This is a genomic window from Pseudomonas sp. NPDC078700, assembly GCF_044542375.1.
In the GTDB taxonomy this organism is placed as follows: domain Bacteria; phylum Pseudomonadota; class Gammaproteobacteria; order Pseudomonadales; family Pseudomonadaceae; genus Aquipseudomonas.
On the sequence record NZ_JBITUI010000003.1, the window covers coordinates 501,919 to 523,941 of the forward strand.

The window sequence follows — 22,023 nt, forward strand, 5'->3', positions numbered from 1 at the left end:
GGTCAACAGCCGAGCCAAGAAGCGCGTCGCCAATTATAACAATGCCTATCAACCGATGATTAGCGGGTGAGACATGGAATTACGAATCAATCAAAAGATCTATCAAGTCGATGCCGATGCAGACACGCCCTTACTTTGGGTGATCCGCGATGACCTGGGTATGACCGGCACCAAATACGGTTGTGGACTGGCACAATGTGGTGCCTGTTCGGTCTTGGTAGACGGCAACGTGGTGCGCTCTTGCGTCATGCCAGTGGCTGGAGTTGTCGGCCGCGAAATAACGACGATCGAGGCCATCGAATCAGATGAAGTGGGCAAGCGCGTCGTTACAACCTGGGTTGATCAGCAAGTTGCTCAATGCGGCTATTGCCAGTCTGGACAAGTGATGGCGGCCACCGCGCTGCTCAAACAAAATCCCAAGCCCAGTGACGCGCAGATTCAAGCGGCAATGACTAACCTGTGCCGCTGTGGCACCTACAACGCCATCAACGCTGCGATTCACGATCTTGCGGGTCAAGATTCACAGAAGGAGAACGTCTGATGCGCACCCCTATCGATGCGGCTAAAGACCTGTCCACGCTGTCGCTCACAGACCCTGTCAATCTGTCCCGCCGCCGTTTTCTCACGGGCACTGCCGTGGGCGCTCTGGTGCTGGGCCTTGGGTTACCACTTGGATCGGCTCGCGTGCAGGCAGCCGCTGCGACCGTTCAACGAGGAACACAAGTACCGGTCTTTCTGGAGATTCGACCCGACAGCAGCGTGCATTTTTTGTGTCCATTCATGGAAGGTGGTCAGGGGACGTTCACCGCCATGGCGCAAATCATCGGTGAGGAGCTGGATGTCGACCCGGCGCACTTCTTCGTCGAGGCAGCGCCAGCTGGCGAAGAGTATGTGGTACTGGATAACGGCATGCGTATCACCGGCGGCAGCATGTCCGTACGAATGTCCTACCCCACCATGCGCCGTTTGGGAGCATTGGCCCGAGCCATGATTCTACAGGCGGGAGCGGAGAAACTCGGCGTGCCAGTGAGTGAACTGTCCACTGAGCCAGGCAAAGTGGTGCATGCCGCGTCCGGTCGCTCCATCGCTTACGGCGAACTGGCGGAGCGCGCCATGGACCTGCCCGTGCCAGATCCTGCCAGCGTGAAACTGCGTGATCCCGGCCAATTCCGCTGGATCGGTAAACCCGTAAAACGCCTGGATGCCTATGACAAATCCACCGGCAAGGCACTCTACAGCATCGATTTAAAAGTCGACGGTATGCTTCACGCCGCTGTTCAGCATGCTCCGCGCTTGGGCATGACCGTGGGCAACCTGCGCAATGAAGAACAGGTTAAGGCTATGAAAGGCGTGCATTCAGTTCACCGCCTGCCAGGTGCAGTAGCCGTGGTGGCTGAGCGCTGGTGGCACGCCAAAAGGGCAGTAGAGGCGGTTCAGGTCGACTGGCAAGAGCCCGCGGCTGACAGCAAAGTACGGCCCATGCCAGCGGATTTCTCCAGTGATGAGTACTTCAAAAAACTGGCATCCGTGAAAGGTCCGGCCCGTGATGCTGAAAACGAAGGAAGGGTAGCGGATACACTGAGCAACGCCAAAACCAAGATCGAAGCCACCTACCATAACCAATACCTGAATCATGGCCAACTTGAGCCCCCTTCTGCCCTCGCCCGATTCAATCCAGAGGGTACACTCGATGTCTGGCTACCAAACCAGGCACCGGACATGTTTCGTGGGGACATTGCCAAGCTCACCGGCCTCAACCAGGCACAGATCACCGTGCATTCACCCATGCTCGGCGGTTTCTTCGGGCGGCATTTTCTGTATGACTCAGCCAGTCCTTACCCGCAAGCCATCGCATTAGCCAAGGCTGTCGGGCGTCCGGTGAAGATGATCTGGAGCCGCGAAGAAGAGTTTCTACGCGATGTGCTGCGCCCCGTTGCTGCGGTCAACTTTCGCGGCGCGCTGGACGACGAAGGCTGGCCAACAACAATCGAAGCAGTAAGTGCAACAGAAGGACCAACAGAAGGCATTGCCGGCAAGCAAGGTGACAGTCTCGACCCGACTGCGCTTGAAGGACTGGCCGGTAAGTCGTACGCGATACCCAACAAACGAATCGCCCAGATCTATGTTAAAGGCCCGGTCATGCTGGGTTATTGGCGGTCTGTGGGCAATTCATTGAATGACTTTTTCTATGAGTCCTTCTTGGACGAACTCGCCGAAAAAGGCGGCAAGGACCCTTTCGAGTTGCGCCTGCATCTATTGCGTGACAACCAACGCCTGACGACATTACTCAATGCCGTTGGTGAATTGTCGGGCGGCTGGAAACGAGGACCGTTCACCGCTGAGGATGGCAGCAAGCGGGCGCGCGGCGTTGCCATGGCGTCTCCGTTCGGAACACATACAGCGGTGATCGCGGAAGTTTCGATCGAGAACAACCAGGTCAAGGTGCACGACATCTGGCAGGCGATCGATCCAGGGAGCATCGTCAACCCGGCGATTGTTGATGCTCAGGTCAGAGGTGCGGTTGCATTGGGCTTATCGCAAACACTGGTGGAGGAATCGGTTTATGTGGACGGCATGCCCCGTGCGCGTAACTACGATCTCTATCCAATTCTGCCACCGTCGCGCATGCCTCAAGTCCATGTTCGGGTTGTCGAAAGTGGTGAAAAAATGGGCGGCGTCGGAGAGCCACCGTTGCCGGCAGTTGCACCAGCAGTGGTTAATGCCGTGGCGGCATTAACCGGTAAGCGCGTGCGCAGCATCCCTTTGAGCCGACATTCATTTAGCTGACCCGCACTGGAGTGCCCATGAACAACAGCCGATTCGTAAGAACCGCTGGCTGGCTGGCCGTGCCGTGCCTAGTCGCGGCAGCCCTGCTAGTTTGGTATGTCAATCGCGAGCCCGCCTCGCCTTTGGAAGGCGACCAGACGACCGTCAATGACATCGACGAGGGGCTCGTCAGCCGTGGCGAGTACGTTGCCCGCCTCAGTGACTGCGTCGCTTGCCACAGCGTGCCGGGTGGTAAGCCCTTTGCGGGGGGCTTGGAAATGGCCACACCGCTGGGAGCCATCCACGCCACCAATGTCACCCCAGACGATGAGACCGGAATTGGCAGATACAGCCTGGCCGAGTTCGACCGAGCCGTGCGCCACGGTGTAGCGCCGGGTGGCCGTCGCCTTTATCCGGCGATGCCCTACCCCTCATACGCCAAGCTCACGGATGACGACGTTCACGCCCTCTATGCCTTTTTCATGAAAGGCGTGCCTGCAGTCAAGCAAGCCAATATTGCCAGTTCAATTCCCTGGCCGCTCAACATGCGTTGGCCAATCGCGCTGTGGAATGCTGTGTTCACCGACAGCACACCCTACGAAACGAAATCTGAAAAAGATGAACTGTGGAATCGTGGTGCCTATCTGGTTCAAGGTCCGGGGCACTGCGGCAGTTGCCACACGCCACGGGGGTTGGCATTCAATGAGAAAGCGCTAGACGAATCCGGCGCAGCATTTGTCTCCGGCGCCTTACTCGACGGCTGGTACGCCCCGAGTCTGCGCACTGATCACAACACCGGTCTAGGACGCTGGAGCGAGCCGGAAATCGCGCAGTTCCTTAAGACTGGTCGCAACAAACACGCCGTTGTATTCGGATCAATGACCGAGGCATTCAACAACTCCACGCAGTTCATGAGCGATAACGACTTGGCCGCCATTGCCCACTACCTAAAGTCGCTACCCGGCGATAGTCAGCGCGACGGTGCACCTTGGCAATATCAGGCTGTATCTGCAGCAACGAAGCTGGATACACCCGGTGCGCGCACCTATGTCACCCATTGCGCGTCCTGTCATGGGGTTGACGGCCAAGGTCAGCCGGAATCCTTCCCCCCGCTTGCAGGTGCCACGTCTGCGCTGACCAAAGAAAGCGCGTCGGCAATTAACATCACGTTGAATGGGTCACAGCGTGTTGTTATGGCAGGTGTGCCGGACGCATACCGAATGCCGGCATTCAGGCAACAATTGTCCGATCAGCAGATTGCAGACGTGCTGACCTTTGTGAAAAGCACCTGGGGGAACCAGAGTCCAGCGGTAGACGCTCAGGCGGTAAACGAACTGCGTGAGCGCACTGACCCGGCCAGCAGCAGTCCGATCATTTTACAAATGCGTTAACCACGCACCTGATGGACGTGTTGATCTATCGCCCACCAACAGGCTGAGAATTCGCCTGCATCAACGCTCGTAGCGCAGTGCTTGCGCTACGAGCGTGAAGGCTGGGGATGGTTGTCGCCGGCTTGGGTAGTAAAGGAAATAACCGGGAAAGGAAGGACACCATTCATCCAAGACTCGAATCAAGCGTCCTTGCTCGATGTGCGGCGCAAACTCTTCTTCTGGTAGCCAGGCGATGCCGAGTCCGGCCAGTGCCGCATCGACAATATTAGGCGAGGTGTTGAAGACGACTTGGCCGTCCACACGGACGTTCAACTCGCGCCCACGTCGCTGGAACTCCCAGACATAAATCCCCCCAGAGGTCTGCATGCGCTGGTTGATGCACCTGTGCTTCAACAGATCGCGCGGGGATTTTGGTTTAGGGTTAAGCGCAAAATAATCGGGTGAAGCAACCACAGCCATGCGCAATTGGGGGCCAATTGGCACGGCGATCATGTCCTTATCAATGGTATCGCCCATACGCACACCTGCATCGAAACGATCTTGCACGATGTCGCGAAAGCCATAACTCACATCGAACTCAATGTTGATATCTGGGTATTCGAGCATAAGCGGCGTTAGCTTGGGCAGAAGGGTATTACGCAATATGTGATCACCGCTGGTGATCCGTACGGTCCCTGCTGGCTTGTCACGCATCTCGGTCAGAATGTCTAGCTCTGCCTCAATCTCATCAAATCGATGGCCGATGGCGTTAAGCAGCTTTTCGCCTGCTACGGTGGGCGAAACGCTGCGTGTTGTGCGGGTGAGCAAGCGAATCTTTAACCGAGTTTCTAAGCCACTGATGGTCTGGCTCAGGGCTGATTGTGTAACACCCAGCACCGCCGAGGCCCGAGTGAAACTGCCTTCCCGGGCGACAGTCACGAATGCAACTAGATCATTGAAGTTACGTTTATTCATGCCCCAGTCTCGCACAAACAATTAATTAGTACAGCTTATAAGGCTGTTACTTATTTAGTAGCTAGTAGCCTAGCTGTATAACGAGGAAAATGCACCTTAGCCGTCAGTCGAGCATCGCCAGCGGTTTAACTCTAAGGAGACCTCCATGACAGTATTAAACGAACAGACCCTCGATCATCAGTATGCGCTTGAAACCGATATGGGTCGGCGCAACATGTTGAAAATGACCGGTACTGGACTTGCTGCCATCGGCGTAAGCGCCTTTATTCCTAGTGGCTCGGCCTTTGCTCAGTCAGAGGTGAAACTCGACAGCAAATGGGATAAGACCTTCCGTAAAAGTGACAAGGTCGATCATAAGAAGGTCACCTTCAAAAACCGTTACGGAATCACCTTGGCGGCAGACCTCTACATACCGAAGAATGCCAGTGGCAAGCTCGCTGCTCTTGCCGTAAGCGGCCCTTTTGGCGCAGTTAAAGAACAAGCATCGGGTTTGTATGCGCAAACCATGGCCGAACGTGGCTTTGTGACGCTGGCCTTTGACCCGTCATTTACAGGTGAAAGCAGCGGTGAGACGCGCAATGTGGCTTCGCCAGACATCAACACCGAAGATTTTAGCGCCGCGGTAGATTTTCTCGGCTTGCAGTCCAACGTTGACCGTAACCGCATCGGCGTCATCGGTATCTGTGGTTACAGCGGTATGGCATTAACCGCAGCCACAAGCGACTCGCGCATCAAAGCGGTAGCGACGGCCTCTATGTATGACATGTCCCGTAGCATGAGCCGCAGCTACAAAGACAGCTACACCATGGAGCAGCGCCATAAGGTCCTGGACTATTTGGCTGAACAGCGCTGGAAAGATGCAGAGAGCGGCAAATACGCACTGGGCTATCACGAAGTGCCGTTTGACGATAAGGGCAATATTATTCAAGGCCAGCGTGTACTGCCCGAAACGCTACCTGAAAACCCAGACCCGGTTTTGCTCTCATTCTTTGATTATTACAAGACCCCGCGTGGCTTCCACCCCAGAGGAATCAACTCATCAACGGCATGGACAGCGACGACCCCAATGTCGTTCTTCAACTTCCCTATGTACGCGAACATAGAGATGATTTCCCCGCGGCCAATTCTGCTCATCGCGGGCGCAAATGCCCATTCGCGTTATTACTCCGAAGACGTGATCAAGGTAGCTTCCGAGCCTAAGGAACTGCTGATCGTGCCCAATGCAGACCACGTTGATCTGTACGATCAAATGGACAAAATTCCGTTCGATAAACTGACGGCTTTTTTCCAGAAGAATTTGGCGTAAATACTAGAGCGAGCTGGCGATGAAGACGAAAATCAGAAGCTTAACGTTATCTGCGTTCATGGGCGCGCTGCCCTACATCGCCCTCCCGATGGCCGCAGTTCCATCGTTGGCGTTTGCCAATACGGAGACAGCAAGCTTTCCTGATCTTGAGTCGCTCGTTCACTACACCACGGTTCGCCGTGGTGTAACGCGCGAGCATATGCTCACCACTCAGACGGCCATTGATGCTATTCAAGCTGGGCAACCCATTCCGACCGGAACTCATATCGTTTTGGTAGACCACCAACATGACGTTCTCGCCCGTTATTTGGTAGCCGAAAAACAAGGCGACGGCCCGGACGATTGGGCATATCAAGCCTACACGCCCGAGCGTGAACTCAAAACTGACGATGAAAGTCCCGCACGCTGTTACTCCTGTCATCAGTCCCGTCAAAGCCGGCAATACATGTTCACTTACAACGATGCAAGGAGCTTCACGCCTTGATCGCTGACCAGCTATCCACGCCGGATAAAGGACGCATCTCGTGGTGAAGTCTTCCCTTGTCTCACGTCTACTGTTGCCGGGCGCAATGGCAATCTTCCTTTTGCTCTCGCTCGCTTATTGGTGGCTGGAAAACGTACCGCACGAGATCTTCGGCACAGCGCTGTTCGGGTTGCTAGCGTGGCACATTGTGCAGAACCGTGTCTGGTTCAAGCGTTTACTCAAGGGACGATATGATCGCCGCCGCTCCGTCATTGTGGCGCTGCATATGCTGCTGATCATCAACATGACGATCCTACTGGTGACTAGCATTGTGATCTCTAAATCACTGTTCAGTGCGCTGCCGATCCCAGACAGTATTTACCTGCGAGAGATTCATTGGTTCTCGGCCTACTGGGTAATGATTTTGGTCGGCATCCACCTTGGCCTCCATTGGCCAAGAGTGATCACATCAATCCGCTCAGGACTAGGGTTGTCAGCCGATGGGGCAATCCAAAATCTGGCGCTTCGTATAGCAGTGGTGTTGGTTTTTGGTCTTGGGATCTGGAGCTTTTCAGTACTCGATATCTGGACCAAGATCACCTTCACTTACAGCCTCGATGTCTGGAACTTCAAGACCTCTGTCGCGCCATTTTTCGGGCATTGGGCCAGTGTCCTCGCACTCCCGGCGATTGCCACGTACTACCTAATGGCATATTGGCGCCACCGCCGCATGGTTGATTGAAGAATCGAGCAAGACTGCCTTCAAAACGCTGCCAACTTTTTTCAAACGACGCCCCTTGTAGCTTTGAACTACCCGGAGTTTCGCTCTCGTACAAACGCCTATTGTTTCACCGTAACCGTTCGTTGAATGGGGCGGTCTTCAGGATGGGCAAAACTATATACAGTCACAGGTTTTATTATGATCGATACCCCCAGCACAGCCGCTGATGGCGCTCTCTCTGCGTCCAAAAACGCCCAAACTCAGGAAGCTCACTGGAGTGCTGTGTACGCAATGACACTTTGTGTCTTTGCGCTCATAGCCTCCGAATTCATGCCAGTAAGCCTGTTGACACCGATCGCAACCGACCTTGGTATCAGCGAAGGAATGGCTGGCCAAGGCATTGCCATCTCAGGGGCATTTGCCGTAATCACGAGCCTGCTGATCACTTGGATCGCCGGCGACCTTGACCGCAAGCCCATGCTGCTCGGTTTCACTGTGCTAATGGGCATATCAGGCGTAATTGTCGCGCTGGCGCCGAACTACCTCATCTACATGACGGGACGTGCACTCATCGGTGTCGTAATCGGCGGGTTCTGGTCGATGTCGGCTGCTACAGCCATGCGTTTGGTGCCTTCAGACCAGGTGCCCAAAGCGTTAGCAATCTTCAACAGCGGTAATGCTCTCGCTACTGTAATTGCGGCTCCCCTCGGAAGTTATCTAGGGTCCATAGTGGGTTGGCGCGGCGCTTTCTTTGCGTTGGTTCCTACCGCGATCATCGTTCTGGCATGGCAGTGGATCAGCCTGCCCTCCATGAAAACCTCAACGGCGCGCTCTAAGTCCAAGAATGTTTTCAAATTACTTAAAAGAAAGGACGTGGCTTTGGGTATGGCAGCTAGCGGCGCTTTTTTCATGGGGCAATTTGCGCTGTTCACCTATGTGCGGCCATTTCTCGAAACGGTGACGCATGTCGGCACTCCCACGCTCTCGTTAATCCTACTGGTACTTGGTGTGGCAGGTTTCATTGGAACTGCTCTGATTGGCATTTTCCTTAAACGCGGGCTTTACAGCACAATCATCGTAATCTCATGCTTGATGGCGGCAATCGCCGTATCACTGATTATGCTGGGGGCGTGGGTTGTTCCGGTGGCGGTGCTTTTAGGCCTTTGGGGGCTATTGGCGACATCGGCCCCCGTCGGATGGTGGAGCTGGGTCGCCCTAGCTTTGCCTGATGACGCGGAAGCCGGCGGTGGACTTATGGTCGCCGTGATTCAACTTTGCATTGCACTCGGCTCAACGCTGGGAGGGGTTCTATTTGATACAAGCGGTTATCAAAGCACATTCATTGCAAGTTCGATCGTGCTGTTGATTGCCGCTGTGCTTACCTTTGTGACCTCTCGTTCACAACAAACTCAAGCAGCATGAGGTCCTCGGCGAGTCAGGTCTGACATAGACGCTATGTCTACCTGAAATAATGCTCAAAAAAGGGCTGCAATGCAGCCCTTGAATAAACTTAACGTAAGCAACCGAAGCGGTTAGCGCACATGCTCGGCAAAACTGTCGGTGTCGACATCCTTCGGGTGGGGACCTGCCCGCATCCCCGCCTCCAATGCATCGATCTGCGCCATCTGCTGGGCGGTCAAAGCAAAGTCGAAAATATCGATATTCTGAGCAATGCGCTCTGCATTGGTCGACTTGGGGATAGCGACCACTCCATTCTGGATGTGCCACCGAAGAATGATTTGGGCTGGAGTCTTACCGTGAGCCTGACCTATCGCGATGATTGCTTGTTCGGCCAGCGGATCCTTCGCTCCACCATATTGGTCCCAGCTACCATAATTTTTGACTCCACCGATTGGCGACCATGCCTCAGTTACGATTCCCAAATCCTTGTTCTTGCGAATAAGTGATTTCTGGTTGAAGTAAGGATGCAGTTCAATCTGATTGATTACCGGGACAATCTGGGTTTCAGACAGCAGCATGTCCAAGTGGCCTTCCAGGAAATTGCAGACGCCGATGGACCTGACTCGTTTTTCCGAAAGTAGTCGTTCCAGCGCCTTCCATGATTGAAGGGTTGCCTGCCAATTTTGCGTCGGCCAGTGAAGCAGGTATAGATCCAAGTACTCAAGGCCCAGCTTTTGAAGACTTTCATCAAATCCCCGTAATGCACTGTCGTAGCCATAGTCGCAATTGAACAGTTTGGTTGTCACAAATAATTCTGAGCGGTCGATCCCGCTCATTCGCAAGCCTTCTCCCACTTGTGCTTCGTTGCGATAGGCTTTCGCTGTATCAATGAGGCGGTATCCCGCAGAGATAGCGGCGCGAGTTGCACTTACTGTTTCTTCTGGTGAAGCTTCGTAAACGCCAAGTCCCAACATGGGCATTTCGAGGCCGTTATTCAATTTGATTACAGCGCTTTTCGCTGACATGTTAACTCTCTCTTCTGGTGACTAGCTTGGGGTTACCGGCCGCTGAATACCAACGCGCAAGCACGCCTCAACGATCAACACGTTCAGATAAGGCGATTAAGTGCTGCGTCAGGTTGATTGAGGCGAACTTAGATATTTAGGTCGCGGCTCGTGCTGTTGCTCCCGCCTGAGAACATTCTGGCTAGAAGCTGACGCCGAGCTAAAGGAAAGCCTCCAGTTGAACTCACTGCTGGAGGCTTGATACTGCTTACTGGCGCTCAAGCGCTTGCCGCGCACGCCCGGCCATTTCATCGCTGACGTGTTCAGCTAATACCTCGGTCAGTTGGCGAAGTTGCGCTGCGCTGAGCCCTGTATTCATGCTGATGCGCATATGTGCCTGTAGCTGCGGCTCGGCACCGGGTAGCGCCGCGAGCATGCTCACGGTGGCCAACTCGCGGCTCTGCCAGTCAAGGTTGTCACGCTCGAAGATATCGCCGAACAGGTGGGTGCGAAGGTATTCGTTGGCCACTGGGGCAAAGTCAAACAACGGGCCCTCAACCGGTGAACCAGACAGTTTGGTCTGATTTGCAGTGCCAACAGCCAGCAATGCATCACCTTTGGGCGCAGGGTGGCTGGGCTCGCTGCCGGGCTCATCCTTAATGCCTTTGGCCTTGCGAGCCTCCACGACTTTCATCAGCTCAGACAATGCATTGAGGCTGCGCGGGAAGCCAGCGTATGCGTAAAGCTGGACCAAAATTTCGCGGGCGTCGCTGATGGTCAGCCCGGCATCTAAGCCTCGATTGAGTGCCGCGTTAAGTCCGGCGATGTCACCAACGGCTGCAAAGGCAGCAACCGGTACGATCGCTTGCTGACGAGCATTGAGGGTATCGCTGATGCTGGCCGAGGTGGATGCTGTCATGTTCTGATTCTCCTGAGCAGTGGCTGTCTGGTTAAGTTCGCCTAGCCCCAAGGCTAAGGTGAGTGCACCGATGGCCAAGTTCGACTTACTCTTGATGTGCTTGGTCGTACTGCTCATCGGTCACTTTCTCCATCCAGTTAACATTCTTACCATCGAGAGTGGCTGTAACCGCGATGTGCGTCATCGCCGTCTTCGCTGCCGCACCGTGCCAATGCTTAACACCCGGCGGACACCAGACCACATCGCCGGGGCGAATCACCTGGATCGGCTTGCCGACTTCCTGAGTCAGGCCTACGCCCGAGGTGACCACAAGACGCTGGCCTGCCGGGTGGGTGTGCCATGCGGAGCGAGCGCCGGGCTCAAAAGTAACCAGCGCACCGGACGTGTTGATGTGCTCATCGGCAGGCCAGAGCGGATCGATGCGTGCGCGTCCGGTGAAGAACTGCTCAGGGCCGGGAATTGATGCCTGCTCGCCCGCCCGAACGATCTGCTGTTCGCTCTCGGCAAAAGCCAAGGTGGCCTGCAGACCAGCCATGCAGAATGCCATTTTCAAGACGTGTGTATTCATGCAGTTCACCTTGTTGATGTGTCAGTTCGATAGGTTATTGCAGTACAGCGCGTAACAACTTTTGCAGCTTTTCAAAGGGGATCAAGTCAGTCTTTCTTCACAGGCCCGGCGAGAAAGACTTCGTCAGTTACCGGCTCCAACCAGTCAACGGGCTTGCCATCAAGGTATTCATTGATGGCTACGTGCTGCATGGCCGTAGTGTCAGTAGCGCCATGCCAGTGGCGACGTCCGCAGTTGCACCAGATTAGATCGCCGGAGCGGATTTCGGTTTTTGGCCCACCCTCGCATTGAGTCCAGCCCACCCCATCGGTAACGAGCAGAGCTTGGCCCAGTGGATGAGTGTGCCAGTTGGTGCGCGCACCCGGCTCGAAGTTGACCACTGCAACACCAACTCGAGCAGGAGCCGGTGCGGTAAAAATACGGTCGATGCGCACCCGACCGGTGAAACAGTCACGCGGCCCTTCGATGGCCTGTGACGAGCCTGCTCGGTGAACTTGCATATCGGCGTTGGCCAGCTCGGTGTCACTCATGTCGATTTCCTCAATCGGTTGCTATACGGAAAATGTAACCGCTTGCAATTACTTCGTGTATACGCAAAATATAGAATTCGGTATGAAGCTGAGCTTAATAATGTTTGTTAGCGGAATGGACGATCTCGTTGTCTTTGTAACGGTAGCGCAAGAGGGGAACTTCACCCGCGCAGCAGCCCGCTTGAGCGTTTCCCCTTCAGCGGTGAGCCAGACCATACGCGGCTTAGAGGAGAGACTGGGTGTGCGGCTGCTGACACGTACCACCCGCAGCGTGACGCGCACCGAAGCAGGCGAGAAGCTATTGAACGAGATAGCCCCACTGCTGGATCAGATCGAAGGTCATCTCGGTGCCGTTTCTGACCTGCGTCAACACCCAGCCGGCACCGTGCGGATTACCGCTGATGAGTTTGCCGCACGTTATGTTTTGTGGCCCAAGCTATTGCCCATATTGGGTGCCTACCCTGACGTGACCGTAGAGCTAATCACCGATTACGGGCTCACCGATATTGTCGCCGAACGCTTCGATGCGGGAGTCCGACTCGGCGGTATCATCGATGCGGACATGGTGGCCATGCCTATAGGGCCGGAAATGCGCATGGTGACAGTGGCAACACCGGGCTATCTAACCAAGCATGGCACGCCACAGCGACCGGAGGACTTGGCCGCTCACCGTTGTATTAATTTGCGCCTACCCACCCATGGAGGTCTTTATGCATGGGAATTCGGCAGTGGCGAGAATGAATTCCGAGTTCGGGTTAAAGGCCCATTAATTATGAACAGCGTGCTGCAGATTCTTGATGCTTGCCTTGCTGGCGTTGGCATTGCGCAGCTATCAAACAGCCAAGTTCAGCCTCATTTGGATGACGGCTCATTGCGAGAAATTCTGACACAGTGGTCTGACCCCTTTCCAGGCTACCACTTGTATTACCCAAGCCGCCGTCAACAAACAGCGGCATTTCGCGTGGTAGTGGATCACCTGCGTATTGTATCCAGTTGAGTCGCTAGGGGCTTTAGAGGCAAACATTGAACTCATCACTAGCCTAGCGTTATTAGGTAGGTATAAGCGCAGATAATTGACGTAGATTACGCATACAGGGTTTAAGAAAAACCGCAGGGCTATGCAGCCCGCTCCAATCCCCCGAATATCCTTAAACACCCACTTTCAGTGGCCTTGAGCGGACTGTCAAAGCTGGCTGCGGGGTATGAATCCCTATCTTCCCGCCACTATTCAATACTTAAACCCCTGAAATTCTTAGCGTTTCGGGGGGCTTTTGTTTGTACGCTGTACTTAGTCGTTGTACGTATCTTCCTCGGTGCAACTTCGCATGTAGGACATTACGTCTACCGGAATTTCGGGAATCCATGCGGGTTCCCTTCAGTAGATCAGGATGAACAGACTTTCTGTGAGCGCCCCAGCGAGTGGAACTTCATACACCTGCGCGTATTAGATGCCAAAATATGCCAACCACTCGATCCACTACAGACAGCTATCGAAACTAGCGGACCACATACACTCTTTCTACTCCCAAATTTCACATGAACACACGACTTACAACCAGTCCTCCTGCCACGGATAATGCGAAAGCACCTCGCTGCCGTTTTGGGTAATTAAAACTTGTTGTTCAAGTTTTATACCTTCCTTCCCTCCTCGTTCGCCCATGTAACTTTCTACGCAAATCACCATGTTTTCCTCGAAAACACCATCATAACCACTGCGTTCCCAAGCAATACCTTTATGCGCCAGTGCCGGATATTCGTCGGCCAAACCAACACCGTGTACGACGCAGCAGTATCGGTTGTGCTGATAAGGCTGTGGAATATCCCAAGATCGCTGAACGAACTCGCGATGGCTCAGGCCAGGGCGCAACAGCGCCATATTGTGCTGAATCTGTTCATGGGCCAGCGAATACAGCTTGCGCTGCTCAGTCGTAGGGGCAACGTGACCGACGGTCCAGGCGCGGGATATATCCGCGCAATAGCCATAGGGTCCGATCAGATCAGTGTCGAAGGAAATGATTTCACCTTCCTGCATCACCCGATCGCTGGACTCCTGCATCCACGGGTTGGTTCTAGGCCCGGAGGCCAGCAGGCGGGTTTCGATCCACTCTCCACCGTGACGGATGTTCTCGTAGTGCAGCCAGGCCCACAGTTGGTTCTCGGTCATGCCCGGGCGCTGCTCATCATGCATGCGCTGGATGCCTTTCTCGCACACCTTGATGGTCCAGCGCATCAATTCCAGTTCGGCGGCTGACTTAATCTTGCGTGCCTCCTCCATCAGACTGTGCCCCTCGACCAGGCTCAACCCCTGAGCCTGGAGTAGCTCAAGCCCTTCGAAGTCTGCCTTGTCCACGGCCAGGCGCGCGTTGGCACCCGCATGCTCGCGCACCACCTCGACGATTTCACGGGCCCAAATGGCAGCCTTCTCGGATATCCGCGAACCGGCGCCGAAATAACTCCAACTGACCGCTTCGCGCACTTCATCGATCAGACTGATGCCCTCGTGCAGGTGTTCGCAACGGTGGAACTCCCACAGGATCACTGGCCCATTGGCAAACACCAACGCGTAACGAGCGAAGTTGTGCAAGGTCCACACCTGCATGTTCGAGGTGTCAGTGGCATAGCGGATATTGACCGGATCATAGAGCAGGATGGCAGCACAATCGCGCGCCAGTAATTGATCGCGCACCCGTTGCAGGCGGTAGGCACGCGCCTCTTGCAGTGTTTCCAAAGTGACCGGGTTGTGTAAGGGTTGGGAGGAGTGATCGCCAGTAGGGTATTTATTCTTATTTTCAAACATACGTTGATTCCGTTAATCGCAATAGGAGAAAGAAAGATCAAATTCGGGTTTCATGGACAATTCAACGCCGTGGCTATTTCAGTCTCGTAGATCGCTCTGTCGCACTGCGTGCTCTGACCGAGCCGCTCTTGGTCAGGTCGCAGGCAAAACCGACACAGGCCCAGGTTTTGCCCATCACCTAGTCAGGCTCCAATTCGAAGTAATGTTGATGGGTATAGAACTCATTGCTCAACCCGGTGGCTTGATGAATCGGGTTAAGTACGGTTTCCAGATGCTGCGCAGGAATTTGTTGCAAGGCGGTATTGCTCATTATTGCTTTCCCCTGCTGGGCACGGGGTGAAATGTTCGGCACGCTCACCGTACATCGTCCGTTGGCAGTGAGTTTCGAGAAAACGAGCATCGCTCGACAAACGATATTTACATCACGATTTATGATTTTTAATCATAAACTCAAGCATGCTGAATTCATGCATCAGAGCGACACACACGCCATGCCCGAGGATTGTTGATCAACGCTTTCAGATGCTGGTAATGCAGCAGAATCTGATGAGGCGCAAAGAAAGGGAGACGGTGGAGGCACTTGCCACCTTGTGCATTGGCAGTGGTAAGGGTGTAGCGCTAGCCATCGAGCGCAACCGAGCCTGGAAAGTGTCTAAGAAATTTGGGGCGATTCATTCCCCCAGTTGCTCGGTGACACATGCCCACCATCTATCTAGGGATTGGCAAGGATGTGGTGGACTTTATTTCTGATAGGGCAACGGTAGAGTTGATCTCTTGAATGCCTGGGACGAGAGACAATTTCTCGAAGAAGAAACGCTCGTACGCCTCGATATCGGAGGTCACAATGCGCAACATGAAATCTACCGAGCCCATCAACACATGGCATTCCATTACCTCGGGAAAACCCTGAATCGACTCAGCGAATTCAGTGAGGTTTGAGCGACCATGGGCATTGAGTTTGACTTGGGCAAATATTTGCGTGTGTAAGCCGATTTTTTTGCGATCAAGGAGCATCACTTGAGCACGCACCACGCCTTCATCCTTTAATCGCTGAATGCGGCGCCAGCAAGGTGACTGAGACAATCCGACACGCTCGGCAATTTCACCCGTGGAAAGGGTCGCATCAACCTGCAATAACTCAAGAATGCGCTTATCAAATGCATCCAAAGTGACTGACATAAAAATTCCCCAAAAGCAGATTCATACGAATAGTCTATTTAAAAAAACTGCATACAGGTGAATTAAAGACCAGAATTTTCTTAAAGCCGCCCCCAAACTAGTCATATCTTTCAGCTGGACACTAAAGACTATGAACTCACTCAATGCTGCCGTACTTTTTGCGGATACGGATGCCCCGCTGGGACAGGACTTGCCACTCAACGCCTCGTTCGTAATCACAACAGAAGTTGAGTCTGAAATACTCTGCCGTTTGTTGAGTTATTTCACCCAGCTCGGATTGGTGCCGTTGAGCGTTGTCGCCTGCCAGCACAATGGGTGCTTGCAGGTAAGCATTCAGCAGTTGGGATTGAGCGTGCAGCGGGCAAATGTGATTGCACAAAAGATGCGTTCCCTGGTCTCGGTGTTTCAGGTAGAACTGCAGATGACGAAGTTGGCGTCAGAGAACACCGCGGAGACCGAGTTAGGCCTCGCAGAAAAATTGGCGCAAGTTGATGCTTACGATCCCACGCAGAATCACCAAGTTGAACAGCAAATATCCCAGTTCATCGCAGGATGAATGAGGCAGGAAATTACTCAGATAAGAACAGGCTAAAGCTGTTTGATCATATCAACCAGCGCCTGTCTATCTGGCGTGGTTTTGATGAATTCTGCGAGCACCGGCGGCTGCATTAGCTGCACCTCCCCTGCATTGAGCACCGTCACATCCATGCCGACGTCTTTAAGCTTCGCGACGCCCTGCGGATCGAGCTCATTGGACGTCGGCAATAAACTTTGCTCTGCTTGATGAGCGGTCATGTTTCTAGCGAGACCGGCCCGTGTGGACGGCTCGAATTTAGGTAAGGAGTGACAAGCACAGCGTGTCCGCTGTTTCTAAAGGCCTGCCACGTTCACAACTTAGTTATCGGGCAATAAAAAACCGGAAGCGAAACGTCTGTCGTTCGGCTTCCGGTTTTGTGTTCAGTCATGGCTTAACCCGATGAGTCCTGGCCGCCAAGCTGTAGGAACTGCACTTTGTGTACATCGCCCTGGCTGTCTTTGTAGATCATGATCACAGGAACCACGCCTCTTTCTTGGCTGACATCGGTCAGCGAGATCACTTTTGCCACATCCAGTTTGGTGTCGTAGCTGTACTGAACGAGTTCGAGATGGTCGTAATTGCTGGCGAAGGCAGATGGTGCCAGGCTCAATACTGCTACTGCGAGGGCGATGGTTGCTTTCATGTCGGTCACTCCTGAGTTTATCAAAGGGTTGTATCCAGGCAGCTAGCGGGCCGTACTTTTAGGTTTGAGGCCGGTAGTTGCCGGGTACGGAGCTAGCAAAACACCCGCTGCTGCGCTAAAGAAATTGAGTAGAGCGGTACTAAATATTAGCGCGATGAATAGCTTAAGGTAATCATCCAAAAACCACCGATAGAAATCGGCTATTTATATGGCTTGTGCTTGCCTCCCATTGGAGCGCTAATAGCCTGTGCTCTTTCCTCTGCGTACAGTGAGTAGAGTTAGATGGCCCTATGAAATTACAGAGGAGGACAAAAGAAGGTCGTCCCCCAGCACGGATCACAAAAAACCTGAGTCGCTGCCACCGCCCAGCAGCAGAGTTATTCCGGTCAAAGCGCCGCTCTGATCTCAGCCTGTAAATGCGCAGTACACGTCGATCTCATCGGGCGGAGCAAAGCGCTGAGTAGCCACCGCTTTACGAGCTTGCTCGCGGATGCCTTCACGCTAGGTGCCTTTGGTGTAGCCATGTCGCTGAGCCTTCACGCCCTCAGTTGCGAAAATCGCCCACGGTGGAACACCAGCATCGCTGGCAAGGATAACGACCTGCACACAAACCGCTGGCTCATGCAGGAAGTGCGGCGGCCTGGGCGGTTCATTGCCACGGACATTGACGCCCCCCCTCAAACACCCGCTTGCAATAGAGATCTCAAAGCAGAAATTTTGGCAATAGCTAAAAGCGGGTGATCACAATCCACTACAATGCGCGCCGTAAACCATCTTGCGCCACTAGGCACCAGGTATTTTCTGGGCCTGGCAATCAATGCCAGTAAGCTTTAAGGATGTATTGCATGACCTCCCCGATTAACCCTGCTCAGGCAGAGCGAGTCCCGTTAAGCCCAGCTCAACTACGTCATGTTCTAGTCGGTTTGATTCTTGGCCTTTTTCTGGCTGCACTCGACCAGACGATCGTGGCTGTCGCATTGCCTGATATCGCCCGGCAATTATCGGGAAAGGAATTACTGGCATGGGTTGTATCCGGCTACATGCTGGCCATGACAGTCAGCACACCGATCTTCGGCAAGCTCGGTGATTTGCTAGGACGACGCCGATTACTCAGCGTGTCAATTATCCTGTTTGTTGTGGCGTCATGTTTATGCGGCTTGGCTCAAAGCATGCCGCAACTGGTTGCCGCACGGATGCTGCAAGGTGTAGCTGCAGGCGGCTTGATGGCAATTATTCAAGGCCTGATTGGCGACTTGATTGCCCCCGCCGAACGAGGCCGCTACCAAGCATGGTTTAGTGGCATGTTCGCCCTTGCCAGCCTGATTGGCCCGCTACTCGGAGGCCTGTTAACCAGCAATTGGTCATGGCGCTGGGTATTTTGGATCAACCTGCCACTGGGTGCTATGGCGCTCTGGCTCTGCCATCAAAGGCTGGCAAACCTACTCGAAACCCGACGCAAAGCGCAGATTGATTATCTAGGCAGCGCCTTGCTGATAGTCGGGCTGGGCAGCCTGTTGTTTTTGATCAGCCAACTCGGCCAACAGCCGCAATGGCTGACGGCCAACAACGCTGTTTTTTTACTACTGGCACTGGTCGGAACCGCTTTATTTCTGTGGCAACAGCATCGTGCCCCGGAACCGCTGATATCCCCTGAGTTACTAAAAATACCAGCCATTCGCTCCGGCTGGTTGATTCTGTTTTTTGCCAGCTTCCAAGCCATCGGCCTAGGGGTGCTTATCCCGCTCCAGGCCCAAGGCACCGGTGGTATTCAAAGTAGTGCCTTACAGTTGATGGCAATCGCTTTTGGTGCCCCATTGGGTGCCTTTATTGGCGGCAAACTGAGCGCTCATTTGGGTCGCTATAAACCTATGATTTTAAGTGGTGCCGTGTTGCTGCCACTGAGCCTGGCTCTTCTGGCATTACTGCCGAATCAGCACGAGTTTGTGACCCTGGCGATACTATTGCTCTGCGGCACCGCCCTGGGCCTGCAATTCCCAACCTCACTGGTGGCTGTGCAGAACGCCGCGCCAATCCAGCACCTTGGATCGGCAACAGGCGTCTGTGGTTTATTTAGAGGGTTGGGCGGTGCTGTTGGCGCAGCCATGCTATCGAGCTTGTTCTGGCACCTCTTGCCAGACGCTCAAGTCACTCTCAGCGATGAGCTTTTGAGTCGAGCCTTCCACCACCTCTTGCTGATCGATGCAGGCATAACCCTGATCCCGCTGCTGATCGCTTTGCGTTTGGAAGACAGGCAACTCAGTCGCACGCTGGCGAGGAAGGCATAAACCAACGTTGATTACTTGCCCTAATGCCCCACCACATGACACGCCTTGCACGACCGAATTGGGCCGCTGGCGTGGAAGGTTTGCAGTTGTTTGAGGTGGCAGCTTACGCAGAGTTTGTGGAAGTCGCGCTCGATATTGACTGCCAGCCTTGGGGTTTCTTTGTGGCAGAGCACGCAGGTGCGACTGCCGGTTGCTGAGGCAGCGGCTGATTTATCGGTGAAGTCGTGATGGCAAACCACGCAGTTAACGCTGCCGTGGTTGTTGTGTTCAAAGTTGATCGGCAGCACTGGGTGTTTACGGGCCAGATGATCATGTCCGGCGCTGATGCCAAAGATGAAGGCAATCAGCAGCGGGACGCTCAGCAACAATCCCCAGCGCCAAGTCATTGGGGCAAGTCCACATAGCCCAGTAACGAGTAGCCACCCGCGAGCAATATACCGGTGATCAAAACGCCAATGCTCAAGATGGTGGCTAAATAAGACGTGTGCCGCCTGCGCCCGCCCGGCCCCACTTGCGCCTTGCCGGATTTAAATAAGGGTAACGCCAATGCTATGGCTGTAAGCACAATCCAGAACACAACCTTAGTGCTCGAACCACTGTAATAACCGATGCCAATCATATGCACGGCCGTCAGCACGACGATGCCCGCGCTCAGCCCGTAGTGCCACCGCTTAAAGCGTTGATGGGTTTTCCATACACGGCGGCGCACGGCGGTCAAACTCATGGGCAACATCAGCAATAAACTCAGCGTTGCGACATTCCCCGCGACCATCGGCCAAGGCGCGCCCGGTAGTAATTGATCGATCACCAAGGGCTCATCAATCAACATTACAATGACATGCACCAGCAACATGATCAGCGCGACAAAGCCCAAGTCGCGGTGCAACACCATAAAAAACTTGCCATCATGGCGAGGCTGCTTTAGGGGCTGGCCGGTATAGGCGAACAGCAAAAGAAACAACACACCGGCGATAAAACCGCTGGTATTGGAGAAATCCCACGCAAGGTTAACCCCGGGCATAGCGCCGAGCAGAAAGATGGCCGCAAAGGGCAATAAAAGACAAAGCGCGATGCGCAAAACCAGCACACACATACAGCACGACCGAATAGAAAGTTGCTGATTCAGTTTACAGAGCAATCCTCAACCCTACACCCGAGGTTGATAGTAAAGCCTTAACCTGCCTGCCAGTCGTATTGCTGTGCTTGCCAACCGCTACCCTTGATGCACAAAAGTAGCGGTTGGTTGCGCCTTAAGCCTTAGACCGAGACGGCCACACGCGGGCGCTGGCTTGGCTGTTCGGCTTCGGGGGCACTGGCTTTTTGCAGTTGGAAATCGAAGTCGATTTCAGCAAAGCCAACCTCAACCTGACGAGCTTTGGCCGCTGCCGGGTCTTGATTGAACCGCACTGGTGCTACGAGCCCATCGCGCGTGGCGTAGGCGAAGTCATCCCACAGGTATTTATCACCTGAAAGGTTGATCTGCGTGGTCAAGTGGCGATAACCCGGCGCACTGATAAAGAAGTGGATATGCGCCGGACGATTGCCATGGCGACCCAACTGATCAAGCACTTCTTGCGTGGTGCCTGTCGGCGGGCAGCCATAACCGCTCGGCACAATGCTGCGAGCCTGATAGCGGCCTTCACTGTCGGTGACGATACGCCGGCGCAGGTTGAACGCCGACTGGCTGCCATCAAAATATGAGTAGGTGCCGTTGGTGTTGGCGTGCCACAAATCGACAATCGCACCGGCCACTGGCTGGCCATCGGTGTCGAGCACTTGGCCTTGCAAAAACATCACTGCGCCTGGATCGCTGCCATCATCCATACGTGCCTGGCCGTGGCTCAGCGGTGCACCAGCCACATACAGCGGGCCTTCGATGGTACGCGGCGTGCCGCCGGTCAAGCCGCTTTGAGCGTCTCGGGCGTCTTGCAGCAGGTCGAGAAAATGCTCAAGGCCGAGGCCGGCGATCAGCAGCCCAGCCTCTTGATTACTGCCCATACGATTCAGGTAATCAACGGCTTTCCAGAACTCATCATCGGTGATTTTCAGGTCCTCAATCACCTTGGCGCTGTCTTGCAGAATGCGCAGGATGATCGACTTCAGACGCGAGCTACCGCTGTCGCTGTTAAAGCCGCTGGCTTGCTTGAAGAACGCCTGAAGTTCGGCCGTTTGGGAAATAGTCACAGTCATGCTCAGCTACCTCTATTTATTGTTGTTTAGCGGTCGTCGCTATGGATGGATGAAGGATGGCGGCACAAGCCGTTGACCTCGATATCCATGTAGGGAAACAACGGCAACTGCATCAGGGTGTCGTGCAGCGCCTCAACACTGGGCACATCAAAAACGCTGTAATTCGCGTAGTGGCCAGCAATGCGCCACAGGTGACGCCAAACGCCCTCTTCTTGCAGGCGTTGGGCCAAAGCCTTTTCTTCTGCCTTGAGTTGCGCAGCCTTAGCCGAGTCCATATCCAGCGGCAGTTTCACGGTCATTTTTATGTGGAATAACATTGGCGATTTCCT

The 22,023-nt window shown here is 54.2% G+C and carries 23 protein-coding genes and 1 pseudogene; 10 read left to right on the forward strand and 14 right to left on the reverse strand.

From position 1 onward, the window contains the following. Positions 1-73 precede the first annotated feature (73 nt). The 3 genes from ACIGCM_RS12675 to ACIGCM_RS12685 are packed head-to-tail and all read left to right on the forward strand — an operon-like array spanning position 74 to position 4,157. Positions 74-541: a (2Fe-2S)-binding protein gene (locus ACIGCM_RS12675; protein ID WP_397502406.1), complete on the forward strand. Its 468-nt coding sequence runs from the start codon at positions 74-76 to the stop codon at positions 539-541. Beyond that, entirely contained in the window at positions 541-2,787 is a 2,247-nt protein-coding gene (locus ACIGCM_RS12680) for a molybdopterin cofactor-binding domain-containing protein (protein ID WP_397502407.1), read from the forward strand. Before ACIGCM_RS12675 ends, ACIGCM_RS12680 begins: the two co-directional genes overlap by 1 nt. A gap of 17 nt (positions 2,788-2,804) precedes the next feature. Further along, positions 2,805-4,157 carry a c-type cytochrome gene (locus tag ACIGCM_RS12685; protein ID WP_397502408.1) on the forward strand — a complete coding sequence of 451 codons (1,353 nt, stop codon included), beginning with the start codon at positions 2,805-2,807 and terminating at the stop codon, positions 4,155-4,157. 60 nt (positions 4,158-4,217) lie between these two features. Here ACIGCM_RS12685 and ACIGCM_RS12690 read toward each other — a convergent pair whose 3' ends face one another. Then, positions 4,218-5,111, reverse strand: a complete 894-nt coding sequence (locus ACIGCM_RS12690; RefSeq protein WP_397502409.1) for a LysR family transcriptional regulator — start codon at positions 5,109-5,111, stop codon at positions 4,218-4,220. A 145-nt stretch (positions 5,112-5,256) separates the two neighbouring features. On the opposite strand from ACIGCM_RS12690, the gene ACIGCM_RS12695 reads away from it, so the two are divergent. From ACIGCM_RS12695 to ACIGCM_RS12710, 4 genes are all read left to right on the forward strand, one after another. Continuing rightward, complete coding sequence (locus ACIGCM_RS12695) at positions 5,257-6,417, forward strand: alpha/beta hydrolase (protein WP_397502410.1); 1,161 nt, start codon at positions 5,257-5,259, stop codon at positions 6,415-6,417. A gap of 19 nt (positions 6,418-6,436) precedes the next feature. After that, positions 6,437-6,901: a cytochrome P460 family protein gene (locus tag ACIGCM_RS12700; protein WP_397502411.1), complete on the forward strand. Its 465-nt coding sequence runs from the start codon at positions 6,437-6,439 to the stop codon at positions 6,899-6,901. A gap of 43 nt (positions 6,902-6,944) precedes the next feature. Further along, positions 6,945-7,622 (forward strand): DUF4405 domain-containing protein, encoded by a 678-nt coding sequence (locus ACIGCM_RS12705; protein ID WP_397502412.1) that lies wholly within the window; start codon positions 6,945-6,947, stop codon positions 7,620-7,622. Between the two features lie 177 nt (positions 7,623-7,799). Beyond that, positions 7,800-9,023 (forward strand): MFS transporter, encoded by a 1,224-nt coding sequence (locus ACIGCM_RS12710; protein ID WP_397502413.1) that lies wholly within the window; start codon positions 7,800-7,802, stop codon positions 9,021-9,023. Between the two features lie 110 nt (positions 9,024-9,133). Here ACIGCM_RS12710 and ACIGCM_RS12715 read toward each other — a convergent pair whose 3' ends face one another. From ACIGCM_RS12715 to ACIGCM_RS12730, 4 genes are all read right to left on the reverse strand, one after another. Continuing rightward, entirely contained in the window at positions 9,134-10,027 is an 894-nt protein-coding gene (locus ACIGCM_RS12715) for an aldo/keto reductase (protein ID WP_397502415.1), read from the reverse strand. 247 nt (positions 10,028-10,274) lie between these two features. Continuing rightward, a complete protein-coding gene (locus ACIGCM_RS12720; RefSeq protein WP_397502417.1) occupies positions 10,275-11,042 on the reverse strand; it encodes a carboxymuconolactone decarboxylase family protein in 768 nt (255 codons plus the stop codon). Continuing rightward, on the reverse strand, positions 11,011-11,493 hold the full coding sequence (locus ACIGCM_RS12725) for a cupin domain-containing protein (RefSeq protein WP_397502418.1): 483 nt from the start codon (positions 11,491-11,493) through the stop codon (positions 11,011-11,013). Before ACIGCM_RS12725 ends, ACIGCM_RS12720 begins: the two co-directional genes overlap by 32 nt. A gap of 86 nt (positions 11,494-11,579) precedes the next feature. Then, positions 11,580-12,023, reverse strand: a complete 444-nt coding sequence (locus tag ACIGCM_RS12730; RefSeq protein ID WP_397502419.1) for a cupin domain-containing protein — start codon at positions 12,021-12,023, stop codon at positions 11,580-11,582. Between the two features lie 100 nt (positions 12,024-12,123). On the opposite strand from ACIGCM_RS12730, the gene ACIGCM_RS12735 reads away from it, so the two are divergent. Then, entirely contained in the window at positions 12,124-13,020 is an 897-nt protein-coding gene (locus ACIGCM_RS12735; protein WP_397502421.1) for a LysR family transcriptional regulator, read from the forward strand. Between the two features lie 552 nt (positions 13,021-13,572). Here ACIGCM_RS12735 and ACIGCM_RS12740 read toward each other — a convergent pair. The 3 genes and pseudogenes from ACIGCM_RS12740 to ACIGCM_RS12750 form a co-directional block, all read right to left on the reverse strand. Further along, on the reverse strand, positions 13,573-14,820 hold the full coding sequence (locus ACIGCM_RS12740) for a M24 family metallopeptidase (RefSeq protein ID WP_397502422.1): 1,248 nt from the start codon (positions 14,818-14,820) through the stop codon (positions 13,573-13,575). A gap of 112 nt (positions 14,821-14,932) precedes the next feature. Next, positions 14,933-15,130, reverse strand: a pseudogene (locus ACIGCM_RS12745) (aromatic ring-hydroxylating dioxygenase subunit alpha); the annotation flags it as partial. Positions 15,131-15,528: 398 nt separating this feature from the next. Beyond that, positions 15,529-15,999 (reverse strand): Lrp/AsnC family transcriptional regulator, encoded by a 471-nt coding sequence (locus ACIGCM_RS12750; protein WP_397502423.1) that lies wholly within the window; start codon positions 15,997-15,999, stop codon positions 15,529-15,531. Between the two features lie 130 nt (positions 16,000-16,129). Between ACIGCM_RS12750 and ACIGCM_RS12755 the strand changes: the two genes are divergently transcribed. Further along, positions 16,130-16,555 carry a hypothetical protein gene (locus ACIGCM_RS12755; RefSeq protein ID WP_397502424.1) on the forward strand — a complete coding sequence of 142 codons (426 nt, stop codon included), beginning with the start codon at positions 16,130-16,132 and terminating at the stop codon, positions 16,553-16,555. A gap of 32 nt (positions 16,556-16,587) precedes the next feature. Here the strand turns inward: ACIGCM_RS12755 and ACIGCM_RS12760 are convergent, their stop codons facing one another. Continuing rightward, positions 16,588-16,794 carry a hypothetical protein gene (locus tag ACIGCM_RS12760; RefSeq protein ID WP_397502425.1) on the reverse strand — a complete coding sequence of 69 codons (207 nt, stop codon included), beginning with the start codon at positions 16,792-16,794 and terminating at the stop codon, positions 16,588-16,590. 173 nt (positions 16,795-16,967) lie between these two features. Further along, on the reverse strand, positions 16,968-17,219 hold the full coding sequence (locus tag ACIGCM_RS12765) for a DUF2790 domain-containing protein (protein WP_397502426.1): 252 nt from the start codon (positions 17,217-17,219) through the stop codon (positions 16,968-16,970). 845 nt (positions 17,220-18,064) lie between these two features. Between ACIGCM_RS12765 and ACIGCM_RS12770 the strand changes: the two genes are divergently transcribed. Further along, positions 18,065-19,504, forward strand: a complete 1,440-nt coding sequence (locus ACIGCM_RS12770) for an MFS transporter (protein WP_397502427.1) — start codon at positions 18,065-18,067, stop codon at positions 19,502-19,504. A 20-nt stretch (positions 19,505-19,524) separates the two neighbouring features. On the opposite strand, the gene ACIGCM_RS12775 is transcribed toward ACIGCM_RS12770, so the two are convergent. From ACIGCM_RS12775 to catC, 4 genes are all read right to left on the reverse strand, one after another. Beyond that, entirely contained in the window at positions 19,525-19,890 is a 366-nt protein-coding gene (locus ACIGCM_RS12775) for a cytochrome c3 family protein (protein ID WP_397502428.1), read from the reverse strand. Next, positions 19,887-20,597, reverse strand: a complete 711-nt coding sequence (locus ACIGCM_RS12780; RefSeq protein WP_397502429.1) for a ferric reductase-like transmembrane domain-containing protein — start codon at positions 20,595-20,597, stop codon at positions 19,887-19,889. Before ACIGCM_RS12780 ends, ACIGCM_RS12775 begins: the two co-directional genes overlap by 4 nt. Before the next feature lie 164 nt (positions 20,598-20,761). After that, positions 20,762-21,694 (reverse strand): catechol 1,2-dioxygenase, encoded by a 933-nt coding sequence (gene catA / locus ACIGCM_RS12785; RefSeq protein WP_397502430.1) that lies wholly within the window; start codon positions 21,692-21,694, stop codon positions 20,762-20,764. A 26-nt stretch (positions 21,695-21,720) separates the two neighbouring features. Continuing rightward, positions 21,721-22,011 carry a muconolactone Delta-isomerase gene (gene catC / locus ACIGCM_RS12790; RefSeq protein WP_397502431.1) on the reverse strand — a complete coding sequence of 97 codons (291 nt, stop codon included), beginning with the start codon at positions 22,009-22,011 and terminating at the stop codon, positions 21,721-21,723. Between the last annotated feature and the right edge of the window lie 12 nt (positions 22,012-22,023).

Bases quoted from the DNA above. Each gene is read 5' to 3' on its own strand.
- ACIGCM_RS12775 (WP_397502428.1), bottom strand. From the start codon at position 19,890: ATGACTTGGCGCTGGGGATTGTTGCTGAGCGTCCCGCTGCTGATTGCC.
- ACIGCM_RS12765 (WP_397502426.1), bottom strand. From the start codon at position 17,219: ATGAAAGCAACCATCGCCCTCGCAGTAGCAGTATTGAGCCTGGCACCA.
- ACIGCM_RS12740 (WP_397502422.1), bottom strand. From the start codon at position 14,820: ATGTTTGAAAATAAGAATAAATACCCTACTGGCGATCACTCCTCCCAA.
- ACIGCM_RS12725 (WP_397502418.1), bottom strand. From the start codon at position 11,493: ATGAATACACACGTCTTGAAAATGGCATTCTGCATGGCTGGTCTGCAG.
- ACIGCM_RS12695 (WP_397502410.1), top strand. From the start codon at position 5,257: ATGACAGTATTAAACGAACAGACCCTCGATCATCAGTATGCGCTTGAA.
- ACIGCM_RS12755 (WP_397502424.1), top strand. From the start codon at position 16,130: ATGAACTCACTCAATGCTGCCGTACTTTTTGCGGATACGGATGCCCCG.
- ACIGCM_RS12710 (WP_397502413.1), top strand. From the start codon at position 7,800: ATGATCGATACCCCCAGCACAGCCGCTGATGGCGCTCTCTCTGCGTCC.
- ACIGCM_RS12770 (WP_397502427.1), top strand. From the start codon at position 18,065: ATGACCTCCCCGATTAACCCTGCTCAGGCAGAGCGAGTCCCGTTAAGC.
- ACIGCM_RS12685 (WP_397502408.1), top strand. From the start codon at position 2,805: ATGAACAACAGCCGATTCGTAAGAACCGCTGGCTGGCTGGCCGTGCCG.
- ACIGCM_RS12680 (WP_397502407.1), top strand. From the start codon at position 541: ATGCGCACCCCTATCGATGCGGCTAAAGACCTGTCCACGCTGTCGCTC.
- ACIGCM_RS12690 (WP_397502409.1), bottom strand. From the start codon at position 5,111: ATGAATAAACGTAACTTCAATGATCTAGTTGCATTCGTGACTGTCGCC.
- ACIGCM_RS12780 (WP_397502429.1), bottom strand. From the start codon at position 20,597: ATGTGTGTGCTGGTTTTGCGCATCGCGCTTTGTCTTTTATTGCCCTTT.
- ACIGCM_RS12735 (WP_397502421.1), top strand. From the start codon at position 12,124: ATGTTTGTTAGCGGAATGGACGATCTCGTTGTCTTTGTAACGGTAGCG.
- ACIGCM_RS12715 (WP_397502415.1), bottom strand. From the start codon at position 10,027: ATGTCAGCGAAAAGCGCTGTAATCAAATTGAATAACGGCCTCGAAATG.
- ACIGCM_RS12730 (WP_397502419.1), bottom strand. From the start codon at position 12,023: ATGAGTGACACCGAGCTGGCCAACGCCGATATGCAAGTTCACCGAGCA.
- catA (WP_397502430.1), bottom strand. From the start codon at position 21,694: ATGACTGTGACTATTTCCCAAACGGCCGAACTTCAGGCGTTCTTCAAG.
- ACIGCM_RS12700 (WP_397502411.1), top strand. From the start codon at position 6,437: ATGAAGACGAAAATCAGAAGCTTAACGTTATCTGCGTTCATGGGCGCG.
- ACIGCM_RS12675 (WP_397502406.1), top strand. From the start codon at position 74: ATGGAATTACGAATCAATCAAAAGATCTATCAAGTCGATGCCGATGCA.
- catC (WP_397502431.1), bottom strand. From the start codon at position 22,011: ATGTTATTCCACATAAAAATGACCGTGAAACTGCCGCTGGATATGGAC.
- ACIGCM_RS12760 (WP_397502425.1), bottom strand. From the start codon at position 16,794: ATGACCGCTCATCAAGCAGAGCAAAGTTTATTGCCGACGTCCAATGAG.
- ACIGCM_RS12720 (WP_397502417.1), bottom strand. From the start codon at position 11,042: ATGAGCAGTACGACCAAGCACATCAAGAGTAAGTCGAACTTGGCCATC.
- ACIGCM_RS12750 (WP_397502423.1), bottom strand. From the start codon at position 15,999: ATGTCAGTCACTTTGGATGCATTTGATAAGCGCATTCTTGAGTTATTG.